Below are 19,329 nucleotides of genomic sequence, written 5' to 3'. Positions count from 1 at the left end.
GTTAGACAAAAAAATAACCGCTAAAAAGCGGTTAGTGGTGCCCAGGGTCGGACTCGAACCGACACACCTTTCGGCGGGGGATTTTGAGTCCCCTGCGTCTACCAATTTCGCCACCTGGGCCGGTGATGAAGATGCGCATTATAGCGGTTTTTGCCGCGTTGTAAAGCGGTTTGCTGTTGGGAAAATATTTCAATGCTTAAGATAATGTTTTTTATATAAATAAAATCGGAGACATGCAGCTTTAAGTTGCAATGCTATAATCGCACTTTCCATTAAGCCAATGGGCAGAACAATGAAGTTTCGGGCATGGGCTCTGACGGCATCTTTATTCTTGCTGGCCGCCTGCTCGGACGGACCGGCGGATGCGGTATCCGAGGCATCGGCGCCGGTTGTCCGCTTTGAAGGCAGCGATGTGCGTGGGGAAAACTTGGGCGGCGATTTCCTGCTCACTGCGCACAACGGCCGCACCATACGTTTGAGCGATTATCGCGGCAAAGTATTGGTCTTGGTGTTCGGCTTTACCCATTGTCCGGATGTTTGTCCCACCCATCTGTTGACCTATGCCCAAGCCATGGCCAAGCTGGCGCCTGAAGAGGCGCAGCAAATCCAGCTGTTTTTCGTGTCGGTTGACCCCGCACGGGACCGGCCGGAGTTACTCGCCCAGTATGTGCCTGCTTTCCACCCCGACTTCATCGGCCTCACCACTGCCGATGGCAGCGAAGAAGCCGCGTTTGCGGTGATGAAGCAGTTTCGCGTCAGCGCCGCCAAGCAGGCACCGCGTGAAAACGGCTTTTATCTGGTGGACCACAGCACCGGCACGTTCCTGCTCGACCGCCAAGGCCGCGTGGCGGTATTGGAGCCATGGGGCAAAACCGTAGACCAACTGGCACACGATTTGAAACTCTTGCTGGCCGAAGGCACCACCCAACCTTGATTCTGTTTTCAGGTAGCCCGATACAGGCTACCTGAAAACCGTGAACTTTCGATTGATTAATCTGTTATGACTGCCGCTTTAACCATTGCCTTATCCAAAGGCCGTATTTTCGACGACACCTTGCCGCTGCTGGCTGCCGCCGGCATTGTTCCGACCGAAGACCCCGAAAAATCGCGCAAGCTGATTATCGACACCAACCATCTGCATATCCGCCTGGTGATTGTGCGGGCTAGCGATGTGCCCACCTATGTGCAATATGGCGCCGCCGATTTCGGCATTGCCGGCAAAGACGTGCTCACCGAACACGGCGGCAGCGGTCTCTATCAGCCGCTCGATTTGCAGATTGCCAAATGCCGCATGATGGTGGCCGTACGCCAAGGCTTTGACTACGCCGCCGCTTCCACGCCCGGCAGCCGCCTGCGGGTGGCCACCAAATACCCCAACATCGCCCAAGAACACTTTGCCCGCAAAGGCGTGCACGTGGACGTGATCAAACTTTACGGCTCCATGGAGCTCGCGCCCTTGGTCGGCCTGGCCGACGCCATTGTGGATTTGGTTTCCACCGGCAACACCCTCAAAGCCAACCATCTCGAAGCCGTGGAGCAAATTCACGATATTTCCAGCCGCTTGGTGGTCAACAAAGCCGCGCTGAAACTCAAATACCATACCATCCAGCCGATTATCGACGCCTTCGCCCGCGCCGTGAACGGCGAATGACCCAGGCTACCTGAAAGGCACCTATGCAGAAAACCGACCAAGCCCGCCTCGCCGTATTGATTGACGCCGACAATGCTCCCGCCGACATCATCGACCGCCTGCTGGAAGAAATCGCCAAATACGGCATCGCCAGCGTCAAGCGCATCTACGGCGACTGGAGCAGCGGCCTCAACAAATGGAAAGCCGCGCTGCTCCCGCATGCCATCATTCCCGTGCAGCAGTTTGCCTATACCAAAGGCAAAAACGCCACCGATATGGCTTTGGTGATCGACGCCATGGACCTGCTCTACAGCGGCAACTTCGACGGCTTCTGCATCGTCTCCAGCGACAGCGACTTCACCCGTCTTGCCAGCCGCCTGCGCGAAAGCGGCCTCACCGTTTACGGCTTCGGCGAAAAGAAAACCCCCGAAGCCTTCCGCAAAGCCTGCGACAAATTCATCTTTACCGAAATCTTCCGCCCCGAAAAACAAACCCCCGCCAAACAGAAAAACCCGGCCAAACACACCAACAGCCATACTGCCGGCAGCGACAGCGACGTGGTCAAACTCATTAAGCGCGCAGTCAAAGAAAACGCCGACGACTTGGGCTGGGCCAATCTCGGCCCCATAGGCAGCTACATCAACAAAATCAATCCCGATTTCGACGCCCGCCTCTACGGCTACGGCAAATTGTCCGACCTCATCAAATCCCTGGATTTATTTGAACACCGCACCGACAACAATCAGTTGCAAGTTCGCCGCCGCAAAAACGACGCGCCGCCCGCAGCCGACAGGCTACCTGAAAGTGCTGCTGCCCCCTCGGATGCCCCCCAAGCAAGCGCCGAACCCGTCGTCCCAGGCGAAAAAAGCAAAAAACGCCCGCCCCGCAACCGCGCAGCAGGCGATACATCCGCAGCGTCCGCCCCGGAAACTCCGCCAACAGCCGACAAACCCGCAGCGGCCAAAACGGCCAAACCCTCTTTCAGCAAACTGATTCCTCTGGTGCAACAGGCCGTAGAGCAAGCCGCCGATGCCGAAGGCTGGGCGCGCCTGAGCGACGTACTGAAACAGCTCGCCCCGAAAATCAATCCGCACAGCTACGGCTTTGATACCGACCGTGCTTTGGTGCACGCCATTTACAGCGATTGGTTGGAAATCAAAAAAGCCGGCCGCGGCGAACGCATCCGTGTAAACAAACGCTTTGTGAGCAAAGACGGCAGCCATCCTCCGCCTGCCGTTTGAATATGCCGTAAAAAAGCTTTCAGGTAGCCTAAGGCTACCTGAAAGCTTTTTCATACCGTGGCCGGATTTATTTTACGATTTCCACCGGACCGTGGTCGTCGCAATGATCGCCGTGCTGATGATGCAGGCGGCCGTTCACAATGTAATCAATATGGTCGCCGTGCGGCACTGCCTCGTGTCCGCAACCTTCGCCGTGAACATGATCGCCGCACTGATGGGCATGGTTGCAGGCATCGGGATTGGTTTCGTTTACATCCAACACGTGTTCGTCATAATGGCCGTTGTGCTCGTGGTGCAGATGGCCGTCGTGCAGATAGTCCACATGATCGCCGTGTTTGATGGCCGTATGGCCGCAACCGGCGCCGTGGACATGATCGTGGTTTTCGTGGGTATGGCAGTTGCTCATGGCAGGCTCCTTGTGCTTGTGTGTGGAATAGGCAGCCACCATACAGGCGCGGTGCTCTTGTGTCAATAAGTTTTTGATTTATATCTAAATTTGATTTAATATAGCATAACAATCCACATCATTTGACTGTGTGATTGCGTTTGCCGTCATGGCATAAAAACGGCATAATTTCCTGCTTAACGATGCCGCTGCCGGTAATGCGGAAAAATTTTGAAAATCCTTGATGGTCAAAATTTTTGCTGCCAATTCCTCTTTGCCTTATCACCCAACCCGATTGAATATTCATGAAACACCTCACCACCCAATCCGCCGACTTTCAAGCCGAACTGCAAGCCCTGCTGGCTTTTGAAACCGCACAAGACCCGAAAATCGACCAAATCGTGGCCGATATTTGTGCCGATGTGCAACAACGCGGCGACGCCGCCGTGGTGGAACACACCAACCGTTTTGACGGAACCTCCGCCGCCAGCATGGCGGAATTCACTTTGCAGCAAAGCGATTTAAAGGCAGCATTTGAAAGATTGCCGCAAGACGTTCAGGTAGCCCTGACCACCGCAGCCGCCCGTGTAGAAAGCTACCACCAGCATCAAAAAATGAGTTCGTGGCAATACACCGACGAAGACGGCACCCTGCTCGGCCAGCAAATCACCCCGCTCGACCGCGTCGGCATCTATGTGCCTGGCGGCAAAGCGGCTTACCCCAGCTCGGTCATCATGAACGCCATGCCCGCCCATGTGGCCGGCGTGCCGGAAATCATCATGGTGGTGCCCACACCCAAAGGCGAGCGCAACGACATTGTGCTGGCCGCGGCATTCGTGGCCGGCGTTACCAAAGTATTCACCATCGGCGGCGCACAAGCGGTGGCCGCCTTGGCTTACGGCACCGAAACCGTGCCGCAGGTGGATAAAATCACCGGCCCCGGCAACGCCTTCGTGGCCGCCGCTAAGCGCCGTGTGTTCGGCGTGGTGGGCATCGACATGGTGGCCGGGCCGTCTGAAATTCTGGTGATTGCCGACGGCAGCACGCCGCCGGAGTGGGTGGCGATGGATTTGTTCAGCCAAGCCGAGCATGATGAAATCGCCCAAGCGATTTTGATTGCCACCGATGCAGGCTACCTGAAAGCCGTTGAGGCGGCGATGGCCAAATTGATTGAGGAGATGCCGCGCCGCGCCATCATCGAAGCCTCGCTAAACAACCGTGGCGCCATGATTTTGGCCAAAGATTTAGACGAAGCCTGCGAGATTGCCAACTATATCGCGCCGGAGCATTTGGAACTGTCGGTAGAAAACGCGCAACAATGGTCGGCCAAAATCCGTCATGCCGGGGCCATCTTTATGGGTTGCTACACCAGCGAAAGCCTGGGCGACTACTGCGCCGGCCCCAATCATGTGCTGCCCACCAGCCGCACGGCACGTTTTTCCTCTCCGCTGGGCACTTACGATTTCCAAAAACGCAGCAGCCTGATTCAGGTTTCCGAACAAGGCGCACAGAAGTTAGGCAAAATCGCCAGCGTCTTGGCGCATGGCGAAAGATTGACCGCACATGCCCGTGCGGCGGAGTTCCGCTTGGAAAAAGAATAAAGATAAAGATAGAGCAGTCGGCGCATTTTAGAGTCTGTTAACAGCGTAGCGGTGTGACATTGCAGCGGTATTCTGGTGCTGCAAATCCGCTTCGCTACCCGGTTAGAACCATGTCTGCTGCGTTGAAATGCGCACAAGGTGTCCAACCTTGTGCGCATTTGTGTTTGGCGCAGGTGGTTTTACCGCGAAAAACTGCTTCACAAACCACACCGCTTTGCCCTTCAATGACCCTAGTCGGGCAGCCGTAAAGTTTCGGCGCGTACACCGTTGGGGGACACCAGAAGGCATCCGCCTCCGCTGCCATACCAATCTTGCAGTACGTAACGGGTAAAACTGCGGCCGTCGGGCAAAGTATGGTTGTGGACGGCCGGGCGGTGGGTGTGGCCGTGGATCAAGTCGGCGGCGGGATAGTGCTGCATCAGGGCGGCGATGCCTTCCGGTGTGGCATCGGACATTTCGCTTTTGCCGTTTTCGGCTTTGCCCAGCTCGCTCATTTGGCGTATTTGCGAGGCCAACAGGCGGCGCTCGGCCAAGGGTTTGCCTAAGACGGCGGCTTGCCAGGCAGGATGGCGCGATTGGGCGCGAAACTGCATATAGGGCAGGTCGGCGGTGCACAATTCGTCGCCGTGGGCGATGACGTAAGGGCGTCCGTAGAGGGTAATCAGGCTGTGTTCGGGCAGCAGCTGGATACCGCAGCGGCGGGCGAAGTCGGCGCCGAGCAGAAAGTCGCGGTTGCCGTGTACGAAATAGGCGGGCGTGTGCCGGGTAAATTCGGCCAAGTGTTCGGCGATGCGGACGGCAAAGGGAGCGTCATCGTCGTCGCCGATCCAGGCATCGAAGAAGTCACCGAGGATATAAAGCGCGTCGGTTTTCCCTTGCCAGCGCTGGAGGTGGTGCAGAAACAGCTCGTTCAGCTCGGGATGCTCGGCAGACAGGTGCAGGTCGGCGATAAAAACGGTTTGGTTCATGTGGCGTGCTGGTTTTTAGAGTGGAAGGCTACCTGAAAGCAAACAGGCTTTGATAATGCTCGGCTTGGAAGCCGACGCTGACGCGGTTTTGGCTGACCAATACCGGCCGTTTGATGACGGAGGGATGAGCCTGCATCAAGGCGATGGCGCCGGAGGGGGTGCTGGCGGCGGCTTTTTCTTCATCACTCAGTTTGCGCCAAGTGGTGCCTTTGCGGTTGAGCAAAACATCGGCTCCGACTTCGTCCAGCCATTGTTGCAGCAGCTTTTCATCGGGCGGATCGGTTTTGAAATTGACGAAAGTGTAGGCTTGTTGATGCTCGTCAAGCCAGCTGCGGGCTTTTTTGACGGTGGCGCAGTTGGGGATGCCGTAAAGCGTAATCATTTTGTGTATAATCCTTAACGGGATGGCAGAGGATGAAATGGGCACTATTGTACGGGTTGCCTGTTTTATTGTCATGATGCCGCACGGTCGGTTGGATGAATCGGTTGTGCACAACCTGTATTTGAGGCGATTGGAAGGAGTCAATATGAAAAAATTTTGGGCCGCCGGCCTGATCGGCATGAGCGTATTGTTGGCCGGTTGCAGCAACAGCCATGAGGCCGGTAAAAGCCAGTTTAAAAATGCCATTGAGCGTTACAGCAAAAACAGCGGGGTTTGTCTGCCTTTGGCTTTGAACGTGAGCAGCCAAGATGTTCACGACGGTCATGTGGTCGGCCGTCAAATCATGCTGGGCATGGACCGGATTGTGTTGGAAACCCGTAATATTCATGGTGACCGTTTGAACGAAACCGCATTGAAGCAGATGAAAATTTTGGAAGATGAAGGTTTCTACCAAAAAGACAAAAACAGCGCGGAAAATGAAGCCGTGTTCAATATTACCGCCAAAGGTCAGGCGCAAACCCGCCCCGGTGCGCACGGCCCCTTGTTCTGCATCGGCAAACAGCGCATCGAAAATGTGCTGTATTACACCGAGCCGGCCACCAACGCGGTGGGTTTGACCGTTTCCCAAGTGGTGTATGAAGCAGACGTGAATTTGGAAAGTTGGGCCGACCGTCTGTTGAGCCGCGGCAGTGCCGACTGGAAAGACAGCCTGCACACCCGCCGTACCGAGCAGGCCACCATGGTGAAAACCAACGACGGCTGGCGCGATTTGCGCGAATTGCCGCGCCCCGATCTGCCACTGCCGCAATAATCGGCGGCAGGTTCGCCACCGCTTTGCCGGCGGAGGGATGAAAGGAAAGAAACGGCCGGAACCTTTATTGGGTTTCGGCCGTTTGCTGTGGGCAGGATTGGGCGTTATACCGCTTTGTCGGTTTCAGCCGTTTCTTTGCCGGAGTTGTCGGCAGTTTCGGCGGTATCTTCGGCCGGGGTGTCTGCTGCGGCTTCAGCTGCTTTTTCAGCCTGTTCGCCGGCTGGGGGAGTGGTTTCAAGCATCCAAGCTGTCATGGCTTCGGCCTCTTCTGCGGTAAAAGCAGCAAAGCCTTCGGGCATATCGAGCGACTCCAAAATCAGCGCGGCGGCCGGTTTGTCTGCCATGCCGCAGAAAGCCTGCTGCAGGGTGTCTTGCAGATCGGCGTGTTTGGGATGCAGCACAAATAAGTGGGAGACATTGCCCAATTGGCTTTCTTGCAGCACGCGCAGGTTGTCGCGGGTGTGTTTGGAGAGATGGTGGTAAATGTCGGCGGTGAAGAAGCCGGCTTGGGCTTCGCCTTTAAGCAGAGCGGAGGCCACCAAGGAAAGAGAATCGGCTTCGCTCAGGCGGATGCCTTCGGTGTTGAGGCAGGATTCCCGCAGCAGACGCAGGCCGATGTGGTGGATGTCTTGGTTGGGACGGCTTTGGATCAGGGCGTCTGTGGGCAGTTCGCACAAGCTTTGGTAAGGCGAATCGGCCGCCACCGCCACCAATACTTCGTCGTAGCGGTTGATTGGGCGCACCAGCGGCAGCCAGCCTTGCTCGCGGATGAGGCGGGCGGCCAAAAAGGCATTGGCATACAGCAAGCCGATATTGCCTTCGGCCAGCAGGGAGTTCATTTCGGAGTGGGCGGCGGGCAGCTCCAAGGAGAGGGTGCAGCCGCTTTCGCGTTGGAGGTGGCTGCTGAGCAGATACCAGTGGCTGAAGTGGTCGGGCAGATAATCGGGCGCGATCAGAAAGGGGATGGATGATTTGTCAGGCATGGTTTTCCCGGCTTGATGAATAATGTGTGTGGCGTACGTTATATCTAAAGCAGCTAGAGAATGCAAGTGGCGAACCGCTTGTTTTGCAGAGTAAAACAGGCTACCTGAAAGCGGCGATTCCGTTGGATGCCGTGTTCAGGTAGCCTGTTTGGCCGGCCGGTGCGGATTATTGGCTGATGACGTCCACCCCTTGCGGCGGGGTGAAGCGGAAATGGTTGCGCGAGAGATTCGGGCGGGTGTTGAGGTTGGAGAAGCGGATGGTGGTTTGGTTGCCGAAGCTGTCTTTCAGGCGCATTTCGGCCAGTGCGTCGCCTTTGAAGCCGATGCGGATGTATTGGTAGCCGGCGTTGGAGCGCTTGGGGGTGGCCAATACATAGTCGATGCCGCCGGTCGAGCCGTCTTCTTTCAAAGTGTAGCTGGCTTCCAGTGCGTCTTTGTTCGACAAAATGGCGGCCGGGCTGTCGCCGATGGCTTGGTTTTGTGCGGTTTTGGTGATTTGGGCCAAGTCGATGTCGTACAGCCAAATGTGTTGGCCGTCGCCGACGATGGTTTGTTTGTAGGGCTGGTTGTATTCCCATTTGAACAGGCCGGGGCGCAGAATACTGAAACTGCCGCGCGCGCTTTGTGTTTTGTTGCGGCTCTGTACGCTTTGGCTGAAGCTGCCGCTGATGCCGTCGGTGTCGGCGTTGAACTTTTGCAGCGCTTCAATGCCGCCGGCTTGGGCGAGGGTGAGGCTGCCGGATAATACGGCGGCGGCCGCCAGTTTGATGAGCCATTTATTTTTCATCGGTTTGCCTTTGCTGGTGTCGGAAACAATGCGGCGCATTGTACCACCCTGCCGTACGGCGGCCAGCGGGGTGGCGGAATGTAAAGAAAACCGGCGTCGGTTTTTTTCAGCAAGCGCAAGCGCTTAGTTTGAAAACACGGCTGCACTTTTACCCCGATTTAATCTGCCGGCCGATAAATGCTGGTGCCTGTGAGGCCGGATGTGGGCAGGGCAGGGCGGTTTTCAGGTAGCCTCAGGGGGAGAGACGGCTGCTCGGCTTGCGGCTGCTGCTATATAATCCGCCCCCATGCAAGCCGTTTCTTATGCCGATATCGAGGCCGCCCTGTTAAGTAGCGAGCCGGAAGACAAAGCCGCCCGCGCGATGGCGCTTTACGACCGTGCCCGCGCGGCGGGTGTGGAGGCTTCTGTGCCTTTGCCGCATGATTTGAGGCGGGCGGGTTGTCCGCCGCGCCCCGAGTTGGTGCCGCCCGAAGCGGTGACCACCCGCAAAATGACCACGCCCGAAGGCTATGCCGCATTATTGCACTCGGTGTGCCACATTGAGTTCAACGCCATCAATTTGGCTTTGGACGCCGCTTGGCGCTTCCGTTCGCTGCCGCCCGCATTTACTTTGGATTGGCTTCAGGTAGCCTCGGAAGAGGCCCTGCATTTCCGCCTGATGCGCCAACGCTTACAGGCGCACGGTTTTGATTACGGCAGTTTCCCCGCCCACGGGCATTTATGGGAAATGGCCGACAAAACCGCCTACGATCCTTTGCTGCGCATGGCGTTGGTGCCGCGCGTGCTGGAAGCGCGCGGTTTGGACGTCACCCCCGCCATCCGCGCCAAAATCGAGCAGAAGGGCGATATCGAAACCTGCGCCGTGCTCGACATCATCTACCGCGACGAAGTGGGCCATGTGGCGGTGGGCAACCGCTGGTATGCCTATTTGTGCGCACAGCGCGGCCTAGAGCCGGTCGCCCTGTTCCGCCGCCTGCTGCAACGCTACGACCTGTTTATTTTCCGCGGTCATGTGAACCTCGAAGCCCGGCAGCAGGCCGGTTTCAGCGAATTCGAGCTGGCCATGCTGGAAAGTTTCGAGCGCGACCGCAAGGTTACCTGAAAACAAATTGGATTGAAAAACAAGGAACCCAGATGATTCAAGCCGTATTGTTCGACCTCGACGGCACTTTGGCCGACACCGCCCTCGATTTGGGCGGCGCACTCAATCGCCTGTTGGCCAAAAAAGGCCTGCCCGCCATGCCGATGAGCGCCATCCGGCCGATTGCCAGCCACGGCGCCAACGGCCTGATCCGCCTCGGCGCCGGCATCACTCTCGACCACCCCGAACATCCGCAGTGGCGCCGCGCCTATTTGGATGAATATGAGCAATGCTTCTGCCAAGACACCGTGCTGTTCGGCGGCATCAACGACATGATCGAAGGCCTACACCGTAAAGGCCTGGCTTGGGGCATCATTACCAACAAACCGCATACCTTCACCCACCGCCTGGTGCCCACTCTCGGCTTCAGCATTCCGCCTGCCGTGGTGGTGAGCGGCGACACCTGCGCCGCGCCCAAGCCCAGCGTGCTGCCGATGCACCACGCCTGCGACCAAATCGGCATTGCGCCGCAGCACTGCCTGTATGTGGGCGACGCCGAGCGCGATATGCAGGCCGGCCGCGATGCCGGCATGACCACGGTATTGGTGAACTGGGGCTATATCGCCGCCGACGATGCGGTGGACACCTGGCCGGCCGATTACCGCGTGGACCAACCGGCCGATATTTTGAACTTGGTTTGAGCGCCGCACGGGCTACCTGAAAACAGACAACGCTGTTCAGGTAGCCCGAATCCGGCCGGCTTGCTGTGCCGGCATTTTGAATGTAAGGAACTTATTATGTCTTTCGGCCTGATCATCATCGGCGACGAAATCTTGCACGGCGGCCGTATCGACCGGCATTTCGCTTTTTTCAAACAAGCGCTTGAGCAACGCGGCCTGCAACTGGCTTGGGTGCAGTATCTGCCTGACGAACGCCCTTTATTGGTGCGCAAACTGGCGCAGAGTTTTGCCGAGGGCCTGCCGGTATTCGTGACCGGCGGCATCGGTGGCACGCCCGACGACCATACCCGCCAGGCCGCCGCCGAAGCGCTGGGCCTGCCGATTGAGCGCCATGCCGAAGCGGCGGCGTTGATTGAGGGCGTGTCCTTGCAGCGCGGCGACGCTTTGGACAGCGAAGCGCACCAAATCCGCCTGCGCATGGCCGACTTCCCGCAAGGCAGCGCCTTGGTGCCCAACCCCTACAACCGGATTGCCGGCTTCGCCATCCGCGAACATTACTTCCTGCCCGGCTTCCCGGTGATGGCACACCCGATGGCCGAATGGGTATTGGACACGCTGTATCCGCAGCTGCACCACCAAGCCCGCCGCAGCCAGCGCGGCGTGCGTCTTTACGGCTTGCCGGAGTCGGCCATTACCGAGCTGATGGAGCAGATTGAGCAACAGCACGCCGGCATCCGCACCTTCAGCCTGCCCACACTGGCCGCCGAAGGCGAACGCTATTGCATTCTGTTCGGCCTCAAAGCCGAAGGTGCCGATGCCTGCGCCAAATTGCCTGCGGTGTGGGCTGATACTTTGGCGGCGCTGGCCGACTTGGGCGCGGAGATTGGCGAAGAACAGGCTGTCTGAAGAGCCTTTCAGGTAGCCTGTGTGCTGCTGGCAAATTAAAGATGAACGAATCGAGAAAGTAATCGGCGATGTGGTCCCTTCCTTTACGCATGATATGGTTTGCCTTGGCGGCTTTTGTTTTATTGCGCTTGGGCTTGTTGTGGGCTTATCCCGAACATTTTGCCGATTTGTCCCTTTGGCAAAAGGCCGGAGCGTTTGCCCAAGGCCTGCGCTTTGACGGCCAGTTGGCGGTATTGGCGTTTGCGCCATTTTTATTGCTGCTGATGATTCCGTGGCCGCGGTTGCAGCGGCGCGGCTTCCGCAAAACGGTGTCTTGGCTGGCGGCGGCGGTGTTGGCCGTATTATTGGGCATCGGGGTGGCCGATTTGGCCTACTTCGGCGAAGTGGGCCGCCATCTGGGCGGAGAGTTGTTTAGTCTGGGCGGCGACTGGGGCTTTGTCTGGCGGGCGGCGGTTTCTTCCCGTTTGGGCCACACCTTGGGCGGACTGGCTATGCTGTTGCTGGCTGGCTGGCTGTGGCAGCGTCTGGTGGCCGGCAAAGCAGTGGCTTGGAACGGAACATGGCAGCGCGGCGCGGCGCAATCATGTCTATTGCTGGTGTGTTTGGTGTTGGCGGCGAGGGGGACTTTGGGGGGCGGCAAGCCCTTGAGTACCATTGACGCATTCAAAGGCCAAACGCTGGCGCAAGCCAATTTGGCGATCAACGGGCCGCTGGCTGCGCTGAAAGCCGGTGACCAACAGGCCGCTCCTTTGGATCTGCTGTCTGCCGAAGAGATGGCGGCGGTGGCGCACACCCAGCCGGCACAGCCCTTTCTTTACCGGCCTGCGTCCAACGCGCCCAGCGGTAAAAACGTGGTGTTTATTTTGTTGGAAAGCTGGAGCAGCCGCTACATCGACGGTTTGGCCGGCAGTGCCTATGGCGCCACGCCTTATCTGGACAGCCTGATTCCGCGTGCGCAGGTATGGGATCGTTTTTACGCCGCCGGCCAGCGCAGCATCGTCGGTATCCAGGCGGCGCTCACCGCCGTGCCGGCGCTGCCCGGTCAGCCGAATCTCGGTTTCGGTTTGGAAGTCAACCGCATGAGCCGTATCGCCGCCTTGGCCGACGCACACGGCTACCGAACCCTGATGGCGCAGTCGTCTAAGCGCCGCTCCTTCTACATGGACGGCATCGCCCATGCGCTCGGCTTCCGCGAATATTACGGGATGGAAGACGTGCCGCTTTTGCGCAGTTATGCCGAGCAGGCGCCGTATGGCTGGGATTACGACACCCTGCAGTTTGTCGGCCGCAAGCTCAGCGAAGGCCGGCAGCCGTTTTTTGCCTTTGTGTTTACCGGCACTACCCACGAACCGTTTGCCGACCCCGGCCGCGAATTTCATCTGGCGCCCCATCAATCCAGCGGCGAACAGGGCTTTCTGAATACCTTGCGTTACAGCGACTGGGCTTTGCAAGAATTTATGACGTATGCCGAACAGCAGAGTTGGTACCGCAACACCGTATTTGTGATCAGTGCCGACCACACCCTCAATGCGGGCCCGGGCGGCCAAGGTGCGGAAGCCTTCCATATTCCGCTGTTGATTTTCGCGCCCGACGGCAGTTTGCCGCTGCAGCGCCACAGCCGCTTGGCCAGCCAATACGATTTATTGCCTACCTTCATCGACCTGTTGGGCTGGAATGAGCCCGTGTCCGCCTTCGGCCACAGCCTGCTGCGGCCCGATTCGCAACAACCGCTGATGATGACCAAGGGCGACATCAGTGTGATGCTGGCCGAAGGGGCCTACGCCGAGTTCAACCGCCGCCACCTGCTCACCGAAGAAGGCGGCGATGCCGAACCTCAACGGCGTTTACTGCAATGGCGTATGCAGACGGCAGATACTCTGCTGAGGCAAAACCGTTGGGCGGAGGAGTGAAGCATATTGTATTCAGTTGGCCGGACGGCTTTAATCAGGGAAAATCACCTCTACAAGAAGTATTTGAAAAGAGCGACCGAATATACTTTTCCAGCTTTCGCCGGCCTTGATTATGATATGGAAATCTCCTTGACCACTCATTTTCTCAGCGGCGGTTTGGCTACCTGAAGCTGCCATTGCCCAGCCGATTCTTTCATTTCTCTCAATTCTCATAAATCCTTCCCGCAGCCATTACGCCTAACCCCAAGTTAGACGCAATGCTTGAACATACCATGCCGCGCAAAGCGGCTTTCCTTAAGGCTCCGGTCTGATTTTCCTGCCAACCGCCCTGCCTTTTTCTTTTTTCTTCAAACAATAAGCAAAATAACCCGGATGGGTAGCCTATTTCAGCACATTGTCTTTTCAGGTAGCCTTCAGGTTACCTGAAAAGACAATTCACAATGGACACAACCAAGGAGCCATCATGTTGACATCTCGCCATTATGCACTCTGCCTGGCCGCCACGCTGTGGCTGGCGGGCTGTTTCGAATTGGAGCCGCTCACCCACCAAAGCTGGAAAGAGGAGGTGGAGCTGAGCGACGGCACGGTAATTTTGGTGGAGCGGCGGCTGGCATATAAAGAAGGCGGCTTCCTGCCGGACAGCAGCGCTAAGATTTTTAAAAATGAAGTGGAGGTGCTGGATGCCAAAGGCTTGCCCCCTCCGCCCGTATGGTCGGACAAATGGGAACCGATGGTCTTGGATCGGGATAAGGACGGGGTTTGGTTTATGGTGGTGATTCCCATTCATTGTTTCGACTGGAACAGCAGTTTCGCCTATCGCCAATACAAGGCTTATAACGGGGTTTGGCAACAGGTGGAATTCGATATGGGCTTGAATCTGCGCCGGCCGAATATCGAGTGGTATACCAAAAAAGAAATGCCGGAAATGCTGCGCTTGCGCGACAAACCGGAATGGGAGAAAGGGGGAGAAGCACATCCCAAATATCGAATTATCGATACTTCATACTATGTTTCTTGCTAGCTTATTAGATATAAACTTAACCAATCATTCAGCGTAGAAAACCCATGCTTACTGCAAAAGAATACGCCCAATTGGCCGTCCGAGCCAATGAGCGTACCCATGCCAATAAAATTGCGGTTAATCTACTTCAGCTTCTTTCTGTTGGTCCGTCTATCTGAGCAGTACGCTATCTAGAGGCAGGTGAAAAGCCATAAGGCTGGCGGGCGGAGAGGCATCAGCGCAGCTGCGGCATTACGGCGAGAATGGCGCTGAGCATGGCTTCGCCCAGGCGCAGGGAGCGCTGGCCGTTCCAGCCGAAATCGTCGTCGGGCAGGTTGTGGTTGTCTTTAAACGGCATTTCCAGGGTGTAGGCCAGGCAGCGGAAGGTTTCGCCCACGTAGGCGGTGGCCATGCCGAGGTTGGCTTGGCCGGGTGCGTCTTTTTCATAGCCGTGCTCGTCTTGGAAATCGGGGCTGGCTTGCAGCAGGGCGGTTTTGAAGGCGCTTTCCAAGTCGGCGATGCGTTCGTTGTAGGAAGGCACGCCCTCGGTGCCGGCCACGAAAACATAGGGCAGTTCTTCGTCGCCGTGGATGTCGAGGAACATATCGACGCCGGTTTCGTGCATTTTCTCGCGCACGTAATACACTTCGGGGCTGTGGGCTAAGGTAGGCTCGGCCCATTCGCGGTTGAGGTTGGCACCGGCGGCATTGGTGCGCAGGTTGCCGAGTACGGAGCCGTCGGGGTTCATATTGGGCACCACATAGAAAGTGGCGCGGTCGAGCAGGGCGCGGGCGGTGGGGTCTTGGTGGTCGAGCAGGCGGGCGAGGAAACCTTCGATAAACCATTCGGCCATGCTTTCGCCGGGGTGCTGGCGGGCGATGACCCAGATTTTCAGGTCGCTGGCTGCTTGGTTGCCGATGGTGAGCAGGTTGAGGTCGCGGCCCTGTACGGTGCTGCCCAAGTCGTCGATTTGGCACAGGCCGCTGCCTTGTGCTTCGCCGAGCAGGTTGAGGTGCTGCTCGTGGGAGTAGGGCTCGAAATAGGCGTAATACACGCTGTTGGCCAGCGGGGTGTGTTCGATGATGAGCTCGCCGTTTTCATAGCGGGTGGGCACGCGGAACCAGTTGCTGCGGTCGTAAGAAGCCACGGCTTGGTAGTCGGGCCAGGCATAGTGGTAGGTGGCGGTGCCGGCGTCTTCGATGCGCAGGGTACAGGGCTGGTAGGCCGCGCCTTGCAGGCGGAAGTAAAACCATTGTTTGAATTCGGAGGCGTTGTCGCCGCGCAGATTGAGGCGGATGTTGCTGCTGTCGGCGGCGTCGATCACGGTGATGGCGCCGGCATCGAAGTTGCTGCTGATTTTGGGCATGTCGGTTTCCAGCTTGTTAACTTGTTAAGAGGAAGAAAGGGGAACGGCGGCATTGTATAGCATCGGGCAGGCGGGGAAAATGCTTTTCCCGCCCCGGTGGGGCAGGATGTCTGGCTTATGTTGCGGGGCAAAAAAGCTGGATTTTTTCCGGCAGGGGTTCTAAACTGTGCAGCGCACAAAACAAACCGCTGGTCGGAACAAGGAGAAACGCCATGTCAGCCAAACACGTGATCAAAAAATACCCCAACCGCCGTCTGTACGACACCGCCATCAGCGGCTACATCACCTTATCCGATGTGAAACAGATGATTTTGGAAGGCGAAGACATCGAAGTGCGCGATGCCAAAAGCGACGAAGACCTGACCCGCCAAGTGCTGCTGCAGATTCTGCTGGAAGAAGAAACCGGCGGCCGCCCGATTTTGAGCAACGACATGCTGCGCCAATTCATCCGCATCTACGGCCACACTTCGCAATCCATGCTCACCCCGTTTTTAGAACAAAACATGCGCATTTTTGCCGACTGGCAGCAGGGCATGCAGAAACAGATGCAGGGCGGCGGCCAAAACTGGCTGCAACCCTTCGCCTTCCCGCCCGCCGCCGCTTCGCTGGCCGAATGGCAACAGCAGCTTCAAAAACAGTCGCTGCAGTTTTGGCAGACCATCGGCTGGTTGCCCAAAGAATAAGCGCGTACCGGCGGCCGTTTCGGCTGCCCGCCACGCAGGGTTCAGGCTACCTGAAACCCTTTCTGTCACCCACTACAACAGGAAATCCCCAATGAAAGTATTGTTACTCGGCGCGCCCGGCGCAGGCAAAGGCACTCAGGCGCAATTCATTACCGCCGCCTTCAATATTCCGCAAATCTCCACCGGCGATATGTTGCGCGCCGCCATCAAAGCCGGCACCCCGCTGGGCTTGGAAGCCAAGAAAATCATGGACGAAGGCGGTTTGGTGCGTGACGACATCATCATCGGTATGGTGAAAGAGCGCATTGCGCAAGACGACTGCAAAAACGGCTTTTTGTTCGACGGCTTTCCGCGCACGCTGGCGCAGGCCGAAGCCATGCGCGAAGCCGGGGTGGATTTGGATGCCGTGGTGGAAATCGACGTGCCCGACGACGTGATTTTGGAGCGCATGAGCGGCCGCCGCGTGCACCTGGCTTCCGGCCGTACCTACCACACCAAATTCAACCCGCCGAAAACCGAAGGCAAAGACGACGTAACCGGCGAAGACTTGGTGCAGCGCGATGACGACAAAGAAGAAACCGTGAAAAACCGTTTGGCGGTTTATCATGAACAAACCGCCGTCCTGATCGGCTTTTACAGCGGCTTAAGCGGCAGCAACGCGCCCAAATACATTAAGGTGGACGGCACCCGTCCGGTAGAAACGGTGAAAGCCGAAGTATTGGGTGCCTTGGGCCAATAATGTTTGCCTAGACAAGCTTTCAGGTAGCCTTTGCGCCTATTAAAAAAGGCTGCCTGAGTCATCAATATTCAATCGACAATTAAGACAAAGCCGATGCCGCATTACCCCATCCGCATCATCGATGCCTTTACCGACACTTTGTTTGGCGGCAACCAGGCTGCGGTGATGATATTGCCGCATTGGCTACCTGAAACGTTGATGCAGGCGGTAGCGGCGGAAAACAATCTGGCGGAAACCGCCTTTGTCGTTGCCGAAGGCGAAGCATGGCATTACCGCATCCGATGGTTTTCGCCGTTAACGGAAATCGACTTTTGCGGCCATGCCACCCTGGCGGCGGCTTGGGCATTGTTTGACGACCATCCGCAGGCGGAAACGCTGTATTTTCACGCCGAGGCGGTGGGCGAATTGGCGGTGACGCGCTATGCCGACGGTTTGCAGATGCGCTTCCCTCCGCGCCTTGCCGAAGCGGTGGATTCCGTCCCGGAAGCGCTGGGCAAGGGCTTGAGCATTGCGCCCCGCGAAGTGTTGCGCAGCCCGCAAGCCTATTTTGTTGTCTATCCGCATGCCGCTGATGTGTTGAATGTGCGCGCCGATGACCACATCCTGAAGCAGCTTGCCCCTTACGATGTGGTGGTGACAGCGGCGGCCGAGCCGGGTAGCGGGCATGATTTTGTTTCACGCTATTTTTGGCCGGCCAACGGCGGCAGCGAGGATGCCGTGACCGGCTCGATTCACGCCGGGCTGGCGCCGTTTTGGGCGCACCGATTGGGCAAAACCGAACTGACCGCCTATCAGGCCTCGGCACGTGGCGGCCGCCTGCATTGCCGTGTTACCGATGATGCCGTGTATATTACAGGCCGCTGCGTGGTTTATCTGGAAGGCAGGATAGATCTGCCCGCATCGTCCCCGCCTTTGGGTGCGTAACGCAAAGATTTGAGGCTAGCTGAAACCAGATTGAGAGTGACTGTGATGGATTTGAAAACATACCTGTTGCCGGCCGTACTCTGTCTGCCTTTGGCCGCTGCCGGGCAGGGCGTTTACCCGCAATGCCTGAGGCTGGTGCAAGACACGTGGCAGCTGATGGCTTTTATCCAAGTGTGCGATGAAAAAAGCCTGCCGTCGGATGCGGTGCTGGAAAATGTGGCCGAACAAATGGGCAAACAGATCGAAATCTGCGACCGGCAGCTGGATGAGTCGGCACAAAAACGGCTGCAACATGACTTGAGCACCTATCTTGAGCGGCAGCAGAGCCGCGGCATTGATGAAAACGCCGTGCGCCGCCAATGCAGCAACATCGACCGCACCTTGGACGATATGCTGAAGCGCTATCAAAGCCAAACCCAAGGCCGTCCGTAACAGCACGGGCCGGCTGTGAGGCTACCTGAAACCGCATCGATAGTTGCTGTAATGGGCTTAAAACATACCTACTTCCGGCCTTACTCTGCCTGCCCTTGGCCGCTGCCGTGTGAATGAAATTTTGAAACGCTACCAGCCTTGAGGATAATCTTGTGAACAGAAAACTGATTGTGATGCTGGCGCTGCTGGCTGCGCTGCCCGCTGCCGCCGAAGACTATATGCCGTTTACCGAGCGTTACGGCCACCAATTCGAAAACGAGCGGGCTTGGAACGAAGCGGCGGTTACCCTGCCCGACTATCCCGAGGCCGGGCGCGGCAACTGGTTTCAATTATATGTGAACCCAACCTATGCCAATCAGGCCGAAGTGCTGCTGCCTTTGGAAAAAGCCGCCGACGGCAGCCTGCGTTATGTGCTGGCCATCCGTTCGCCGGGCGGCCAGCCGAACTACACTTACGAAGGCATCCGCTGCCATGACCTGCATCAGCGCCCGTTTGCCTTTGGCGACAACAGCAACCGCCGCTGGATCGCCCCGCGCAACACGCAATGGCGGCTTTATGACAACTACCGCACCGCTGCCGACCCCGTGCGCGGCCGCCTGATGCGCATCTTGTGCGAAGACGGCATCCCGCGCAGTGCCGAAGAGGCCGAGCAGCTTTTGCACCGCTTCGGCAAACGCTCTTAAACCCCTGCCCATCAGGCTACCTGAAAACCAATCACGCGCATTTCTGCGCAGGTGGTTTTCAGGTAGCCTGAGACCTTTGCAACACCCCCGTCTGCGGCGCATTTCTGCGTTGTGCGTTTATGCCCTATGGGTACTGC

At 57.4% G+C, this 19,329-nt stretch carries 23 protein-coding genes and 1 tRNA gene; 15 read left to right on the top strand and 9 right to left on the bottom strand.

What is annotated here, in order from left to right:
* Positions 1-35 precede the first annotated feature (35 nt).
* Positions 36-120: transfer RNA gene (locus H3L94_RS08035), tRNA-Leu, on the bottom strand.
* Positions 121-292: 172 nt separating this feature from the next.
* Here H3L94_RS08035 and H3L94_RS08030 point away from each other — a divergent pair.
* From H3L94_RS08030 to H3L94_RS08020, 3 genes are all read left to right on the top strand, one after another.
* Positions 293-934: an SCO family protein gene (locus tag H3L94_RS08030; RefSeq protein ID WP_244958738.1), complete on the top strand. Its 642-nt coding sequence runs from the start codon at positions 293-295 to the stop codon at positions 932-934.
* 66 nt (positions 935-1,000) lie between these two features.
* A complete protein-coding gene (hisG, locus tag H3L94_RS08025) occupies positions 1,001-1,651 on the top strand; it encodes an ATP phosphoribosyltransferase (protein ID WP_182121595.1) in 651 nt (216 codons plus the stop codon).
* Positions 1,652-1,674: 23 nt separating this feature from the next.
* The gene (locus H3L94_RS08020; protein WP_182121594.1) at positions 1,675-2,871 is read left to right on the top strand and encodes an NYN domain-containing protein; all 1,197 of its coding nucleotides are present in this window, start codon (positions 1,675-1,677) and stop codon (positions 2,869-2,871) included.
* A gap of 67 nt (positions 2,872-2,938) precedes the next feature.
* Here H3L94_RS08020 and H3L94_RS08015 read toward each other — a convergent pair whose 3' ends face one another.
* Positions 2,939-3,277: a hypothetical protein gene (locus H3L94_RS08015; protein ID WP_182121593.1), complete on the bottom strand. Its 339-nt coding sequence runs from the start codon at positions 3,275-3,277 to the stop codon at positions 2,939-2,941.
* 118 nt (positions 3,278-3,395) lie between these two features.
* Positions 3,396-3,563, bottom strand: coding sequence for a hypothetical protein (locus tag H3L94_RS08010; protein WP_182121592.1), 168 nt, complete (start codon positions 3,561-3,563; stop codon positions 3,396-3,398).
* Between H3L94_RS08010 and hisD the strand changes: the two genes are divergently transcribed.
* Complete coding sequence (gene hisD, locus H3L94_RS08005) at positions 3,562-4,857, top strand: histidinol dehydrogenase (RefSeq protein WP_182121591.1); 1,296 nt, start codon at positions 3,562-3,564, stop codon at positions 4,855-4,857. The genes H3L94_RS08010 and hisD overlap by 2 nt on opposite strands.
* A 230-nt stretch (positions 4,858-5,087) precedes the next feature.
* On the opposite strand, the gene H3L94_RS08000 is transcribed toward hisD, so the two are convergent.
* A complete protein-coding gene (locus H3L94_RS08000) occupies positions 5,088-5,825 on the bottom strand; it encodes a UDP-2,3-diacylglucosamine diphosphatase (RefSeq protein WP_182121590.1) in 738 nt (245 codons plus the stop codon).
* A 28-nt stretch (positions 5,826-5,853) separates the two neighbouring features.
* Positions 5,854-6,207: an ArsC family reductase gene (locus H3L94_RS07995; RefSeq protein WP_182121589.1), complete on the bottom strand. Its 354-nt coding sequence runs from the start codon at positions 6,205-6,207 to the stop codon at positions 5,854-5,856.
* A gap of 145 nt (positions 6,208-6,352) precedes the next feature.
* On the opposite strand from H3L94_RS07995, the gene H3L94_RS07990 reads away from it, so the two are divergent.
* Positions 6,353-7,018: a hypothetical protein gene (locus H3L94_RS07990; RefSeq protein ID WP_182121588.1), complete on the top strand. Its 666-nt coding sequence runs from the start codon at positions 6,353-6,355 to the stop codon at positions 7,016-7,018.
* 104 nt (positions 7,019-7,122) lie between these two features.
* On the opposite strand, the gene H3L94_RS07985 is transcribed toward H3L94_RS07990, so the two are convergent.
* Together H3L94_RS07985 and lolA are read right to left on the bottom strand one after the other, a co-directional pair.
* Positions 7,123-8,001 (bottom strand): PhnD/SsuA/transferrin family substrate-binding protein, encoded by an 879-nt coding sequence (locus H3L94_RS07985; protein ID WP_182121587.1) that lies wholly within the window; start codon positions 7,999-8,001, stop codon positions 7,123-7,125.
* A 166-nt stretch (positions 8,002-8,167) separates the two neighbouring features.
* Positions 8,168-8,788, bottom strand: a complete 621-nt coding sequence (lolA, locus tag H3L94_RS07980) for an outer membrane lipoprotein periplasmic chaperone LolA (protein WP_182121586.1) — start codon at positions 8,786-8,788, stop codon at positions 8,168-8,170.
* Positions 8,789-9,074: 286 nt separating this feature from the next.
* On the opposite strand from lolA, the gene H3L94_RS07975 reads away from it, so the two are divergent.
* The 4 genes from H3L94_RS07975 to H3L94_RS07960 all read left to right on the top strand — a co-directional run bounded on the left by H3L94_RS07975 (position 9,075) and on the right by H3L94_RS07960 (position 13,365).
* Entirely contained in the window at positions 9,075-9,890 is an 816-nt protein-coding gene (locus H3L94_RS07975; protein ID WP_182121585.1) for a ferritin-like domain-containing protein, read from the top strand.
* A gap of 32 nt (positions 9,891-9,922) precedes the next feature.
* Positions 9,923-10,570: an HAD family hydrolase gene (locus tag H3L94_RS07970; protein WP_182121584.1), complete on the top strand. Its 648-nt coding sequence runs from the start codon at positions 9,923-9,925 to the stop codon at positions 10,568-10,570.
* A 96-nt stretch (positions 10,571-10,666) separates the two neighbouring features.
* Entirely contained in the window at positions 10,667-11,455 is a 789-nt protein-coding gene (locus H3L94_RS07965; protein ID WP_182121583.1) for a competence/damage-inducible protein A, read from the top strand.
* 68 nt (positions 11,456-11,523) lie between these two features.
* Positions 11,524-13,365, top strand: a complete 1,842-nt coding sequence (locus H3L94_RS07960) for an LTA synthase family protein (protein WP_244958737.1) — start codon at positions 11,524-11,526, stop codon at positions 13,363-13,365.
* Positions 13,366-13,395: 30 nt separating this feature from the next.
* Here H3L94_RS07960 and H3L94_RS07955 read toward each other — a convergent pair whose 3' ends face one another.
* On the bottom strand, positions 13,396-13,578 hold the full coding sequence (locus H3L94_RS07955; protein ID WP_182121582.1) for a hypothetical protein: 183 nt from the start codon (positions 13,576-13,578) through the stop codon (positions 13,396-13,398).
* Between the two features lie 250 nt (positions 13,579-13,828).
* On the opposite strand from H3L94_RS07955, the gene H3L94_RS07950 reads away from it, so the two are divergent.
* Positions 13,829-14,386, top strand: a complete 558-nt coding sequence (locus H3L94_RS07950) for a hypothetical protein (RefSeq protein WP_182121581.1) — start codon at positions 13,829-13,831, stop codon at positions 14,384-14,386.
* A 214-nt stretch (positions 14,387-14,600) separates the two neighbouring features.
* Here H3L94_RS07950 and H3L94_RS07945 read toward each other — a convergent pair whose 3' ends face one another.
* Positions 14,601-15,731 (bottom strand): M14 family metallopeptidase, encoded by a 1,131-nt coding sequence (locus H3L94_RS07945; protein ID WP_182121580.1) that lies wholly within the window; start codon positions 15,729-15,731, stop codon positions 14,601-14,603.
* Positions 15,732-15,943: 212 nt separating this feature from the next.
* Here H3L94_RS07945 and phaR point away from each other — a divergent pair, with 212 nt between their 5' ends.
* From phaR to H3L94_RS07920, 5 genes are all read left to right on the top strand, one after another.
* Positions 15,944-16,414 carry a polyhydroxyalkanoate synthesis repressor PhaR gene (phaR, locus tag H3L94_RS07940; protein ID WP_182121579.1) on the top strand — a complete coding sequence of 157 codons (471 nt, stop codon included), beginning with the start codon at positions 15,944-15,946 and terminating at the stop codon, positions 16,412-16,414.
* Between the two features lie 91 nt (positions 16,415-16,505).
* The gene (gene adk / locus H3L94_RS07935) at positions 16,506-17,153 is read left to right on the top strand and encodes an adenylate kinase (RefSeq protein WP_182121578.1); all 648 of its coding nucleotides are present in this window, start codon (positions 16,506-16,508) and stop codon (positions 17,151-17,153) included.
* A gap of 93 nt (positions 17,154-17,246) precedes the next feature.
* Positions 17,247-18,077 (top strand): PhzF family phenazine biosynthesis protein, encoded by an 831-nt coding sequence (locus H3L94_RS07930; RefSeq protein WP_182121577.1) that lies wholly within the window; start codon positions 17,247-17,249, stop codon positions 18,075-18,077.
* A 45-nt stretch (positions 18,078-18,122) separates the two neighbouring features.
* Positions 18,123-18,509 carry a hypothetical protein gene (locus H3L94_RS07925; RefSeq protein ID WP_182121576.1) on the top strand — a complete coding sequence of 129 codons (387 nt, stop codon included), beginning with the start codon at positions 18,123-18,125 and terminating at the stop codon, positions 18,507-18,509.
* Positions 18,510-18,661: 152 nt separating this feature from the next.
* Complete coding sequence (locus tag H3L94_RS07920; RefSeq protein ID WP_244958736.1) at positions 18,662-19,192, top strand: CNP1-like family protein; 531 nt, start codon at positions 18,662-18,664, stop codon at positions 19,190-19,192.
* Positions 19,193-19,329 lie beyond the last annotated feature (137 nt).

This window comes from Neisseria shayeganii (assembly GCF_014054965.1).
Lineage (GTDB): Bacteria > Pseudomonadota > Gammaproteobacteria > Burkholderiales > Neisseriaceae > Eikenella > Eikenella shayeganii.
This window is presented reverse-complemented; position numbering and strand designations above follow the sequence as displayed.

What these genes read in the sequence shown, in the direction of transcription:
- phaR (WP_182121579.1), top strand. Translation starts at nt 15,944, where the DNA reads ATGTCAGCCAAACACGTGATCAAAAAATACCCCAACCGCCGTCTGTAC.
- H3L94_RS07930 (WP_182121577.1), top strand. Translation starts at nt 17,247, where the DNA reads ATGCCGCATTACCCCATCCGCATCATCGATGCCTTTACCGACACTTTG.
- H3L94_RS08010 (WP_182121592.1), bottom strand. Translation starts at nt 3,563, where the DNA reads ATGAATATTCAATCGGGTTGGGTGATAAGGCAAAGAGGAATTGGCAGC.
- H3L94_RS07975 (WP_182121585.1), top strand. Translation starts at nt 9,075, where the DNA reads ATGCAAGCCGTTTCTTATGCCGATATCGAGGCCGCCCTGTTAAGTAGC.
- H3L94_RS07965 (WP_182121583.1), top strand. Translation starts at nt 10,667, where the DNA reads ATGTCTTTCGGCCTGATCATCATCGGCGACGAAATCTTGCACGGCGGC.
- H3L94_RS07970 (WP_182121584.1), top strand. Translation starts at nt 9,923, where the DNA reads ATGATTCAAGCCGTATTGTTCGACCTCGACGGCACTTTGGCCGACACC.
- hisD (WP_182121591.1), top strand. Translation starts at nt 3,562, where the DNA reads ATGAAACACCTCACCACCCAATCCGCCGACTTTCAAGCCGAACTGCAA.
- H3L94_RS07960 (WP_244958737.1), top strand. Translation starts at nt 11,524, where the DNA reads ATGTGGTCCCTTCCTTTACGCATGATATGGTTTGCCTTGGCGGCTTTT.
- H3L94_RS07945 (WP_182121580.1), bottom strand. Translation starts at nt 15,731, where the DNA reads ATGCCCAAAATCAGCAGCAACTTCGATGCCGGCGCCATCACCGTGATC.
- hisG (WP_182121595.1), top strand. Translation starts at nt 1,001, where the DNA reads ATGACTGCCGCTTTAACCATTGCCTTATCCAAAGGCCGTATTTTCGAC.
- lolA (WP_182121586.1), bottom strand. Translation starts at nt 8,788, where the DNA reads ATGAAAAATAAATGGCTCATCAAACTGGCGGCCGCCGCCGTATTATCC.
- H3L94_RS08015 (WP_182121593.1), bottom strand. Translation starts at nt 3,277, where the DNA reads ATGAGCAACTGCCATACCCACGAAAACCACGATCATGTCCACGGCGCC.
- H3L94_RS07990 (WP_182121588.1), top strand. Translation starts at nt 6,353, where the DNA reads ATGAAAAAATTTTGGGCCGCCGGCCTGATCGGCATGAGCGTATTGTTG.
- H3L94_RS07950 (WP_182121581.1), top strand. Translation starts at nt 13,829, where the DNA reads ATGTTGACATCTCGCCATTATGCACTCTGCCTGGCCGCCACGCTGTGG.
- H3L94_RS07985 (WP_182121587.1), bottom strand. Translation starts at nt 8,001, where the DNA reads ATGCCTGACAAATCATCCATCCCCTTTCTGATCGCGCCCGATTATCTG.
- adk (WP_182121578.1), top strand. Translation starts at nt 16,506, where the DNA reads ATGAAAGTATTGTTACTCGGCGCGCCCGGCGCAGGCAAAGGCACTCAG.
- H3L94_RS07955 (WP_182121582.1), bottom strand. Translation starts at nt 13,578, where the DNA reads ATGAGAATTGAGAGAAATGAAAGAATCGGCTGGGCAATGGCAGCTTCA.
- H3L94_RS08030 (WP_244958738.1), top strand. Translation starts at nt 293, where the DNA reads ATGAAGTTTCGGGCATGGGCTCTGACGGCATCTTTATTCTTGCTGGCC.
- H3L94_RS08020 (WP_182121594.1), top strand. Translation starts at nt 1,675, where the DNA reads ATGCAGAAAACCGACCAAGCCCGCCTCGCCGTATTGATTGACGCCGAC.
- H3L94_RS07925 (WP_182121576.1), top strand. Translation starts at nt 18,123, where the DNA reads ATGGATTTGAAAACATACCTGTTGCCGGCCGTACTCTGTCTGCCTTTG.
- H3L94_RS07995 (WP_182121589.1), bottom strand. Translation starts at nt 6,207, where the DNA reads ATGATTACGCTTTACGGCATCCCCAACTGCGCCACCGTCAAAAAAGCC.
- H3L94_RS08000 (WP_182121590.1), bottom strand. Translation starts at nt 5,825, where the DNA reads ATGAACCAAACCGTTTTTATCGCCGACCTGCACCTGTCTGCCGAGCAT.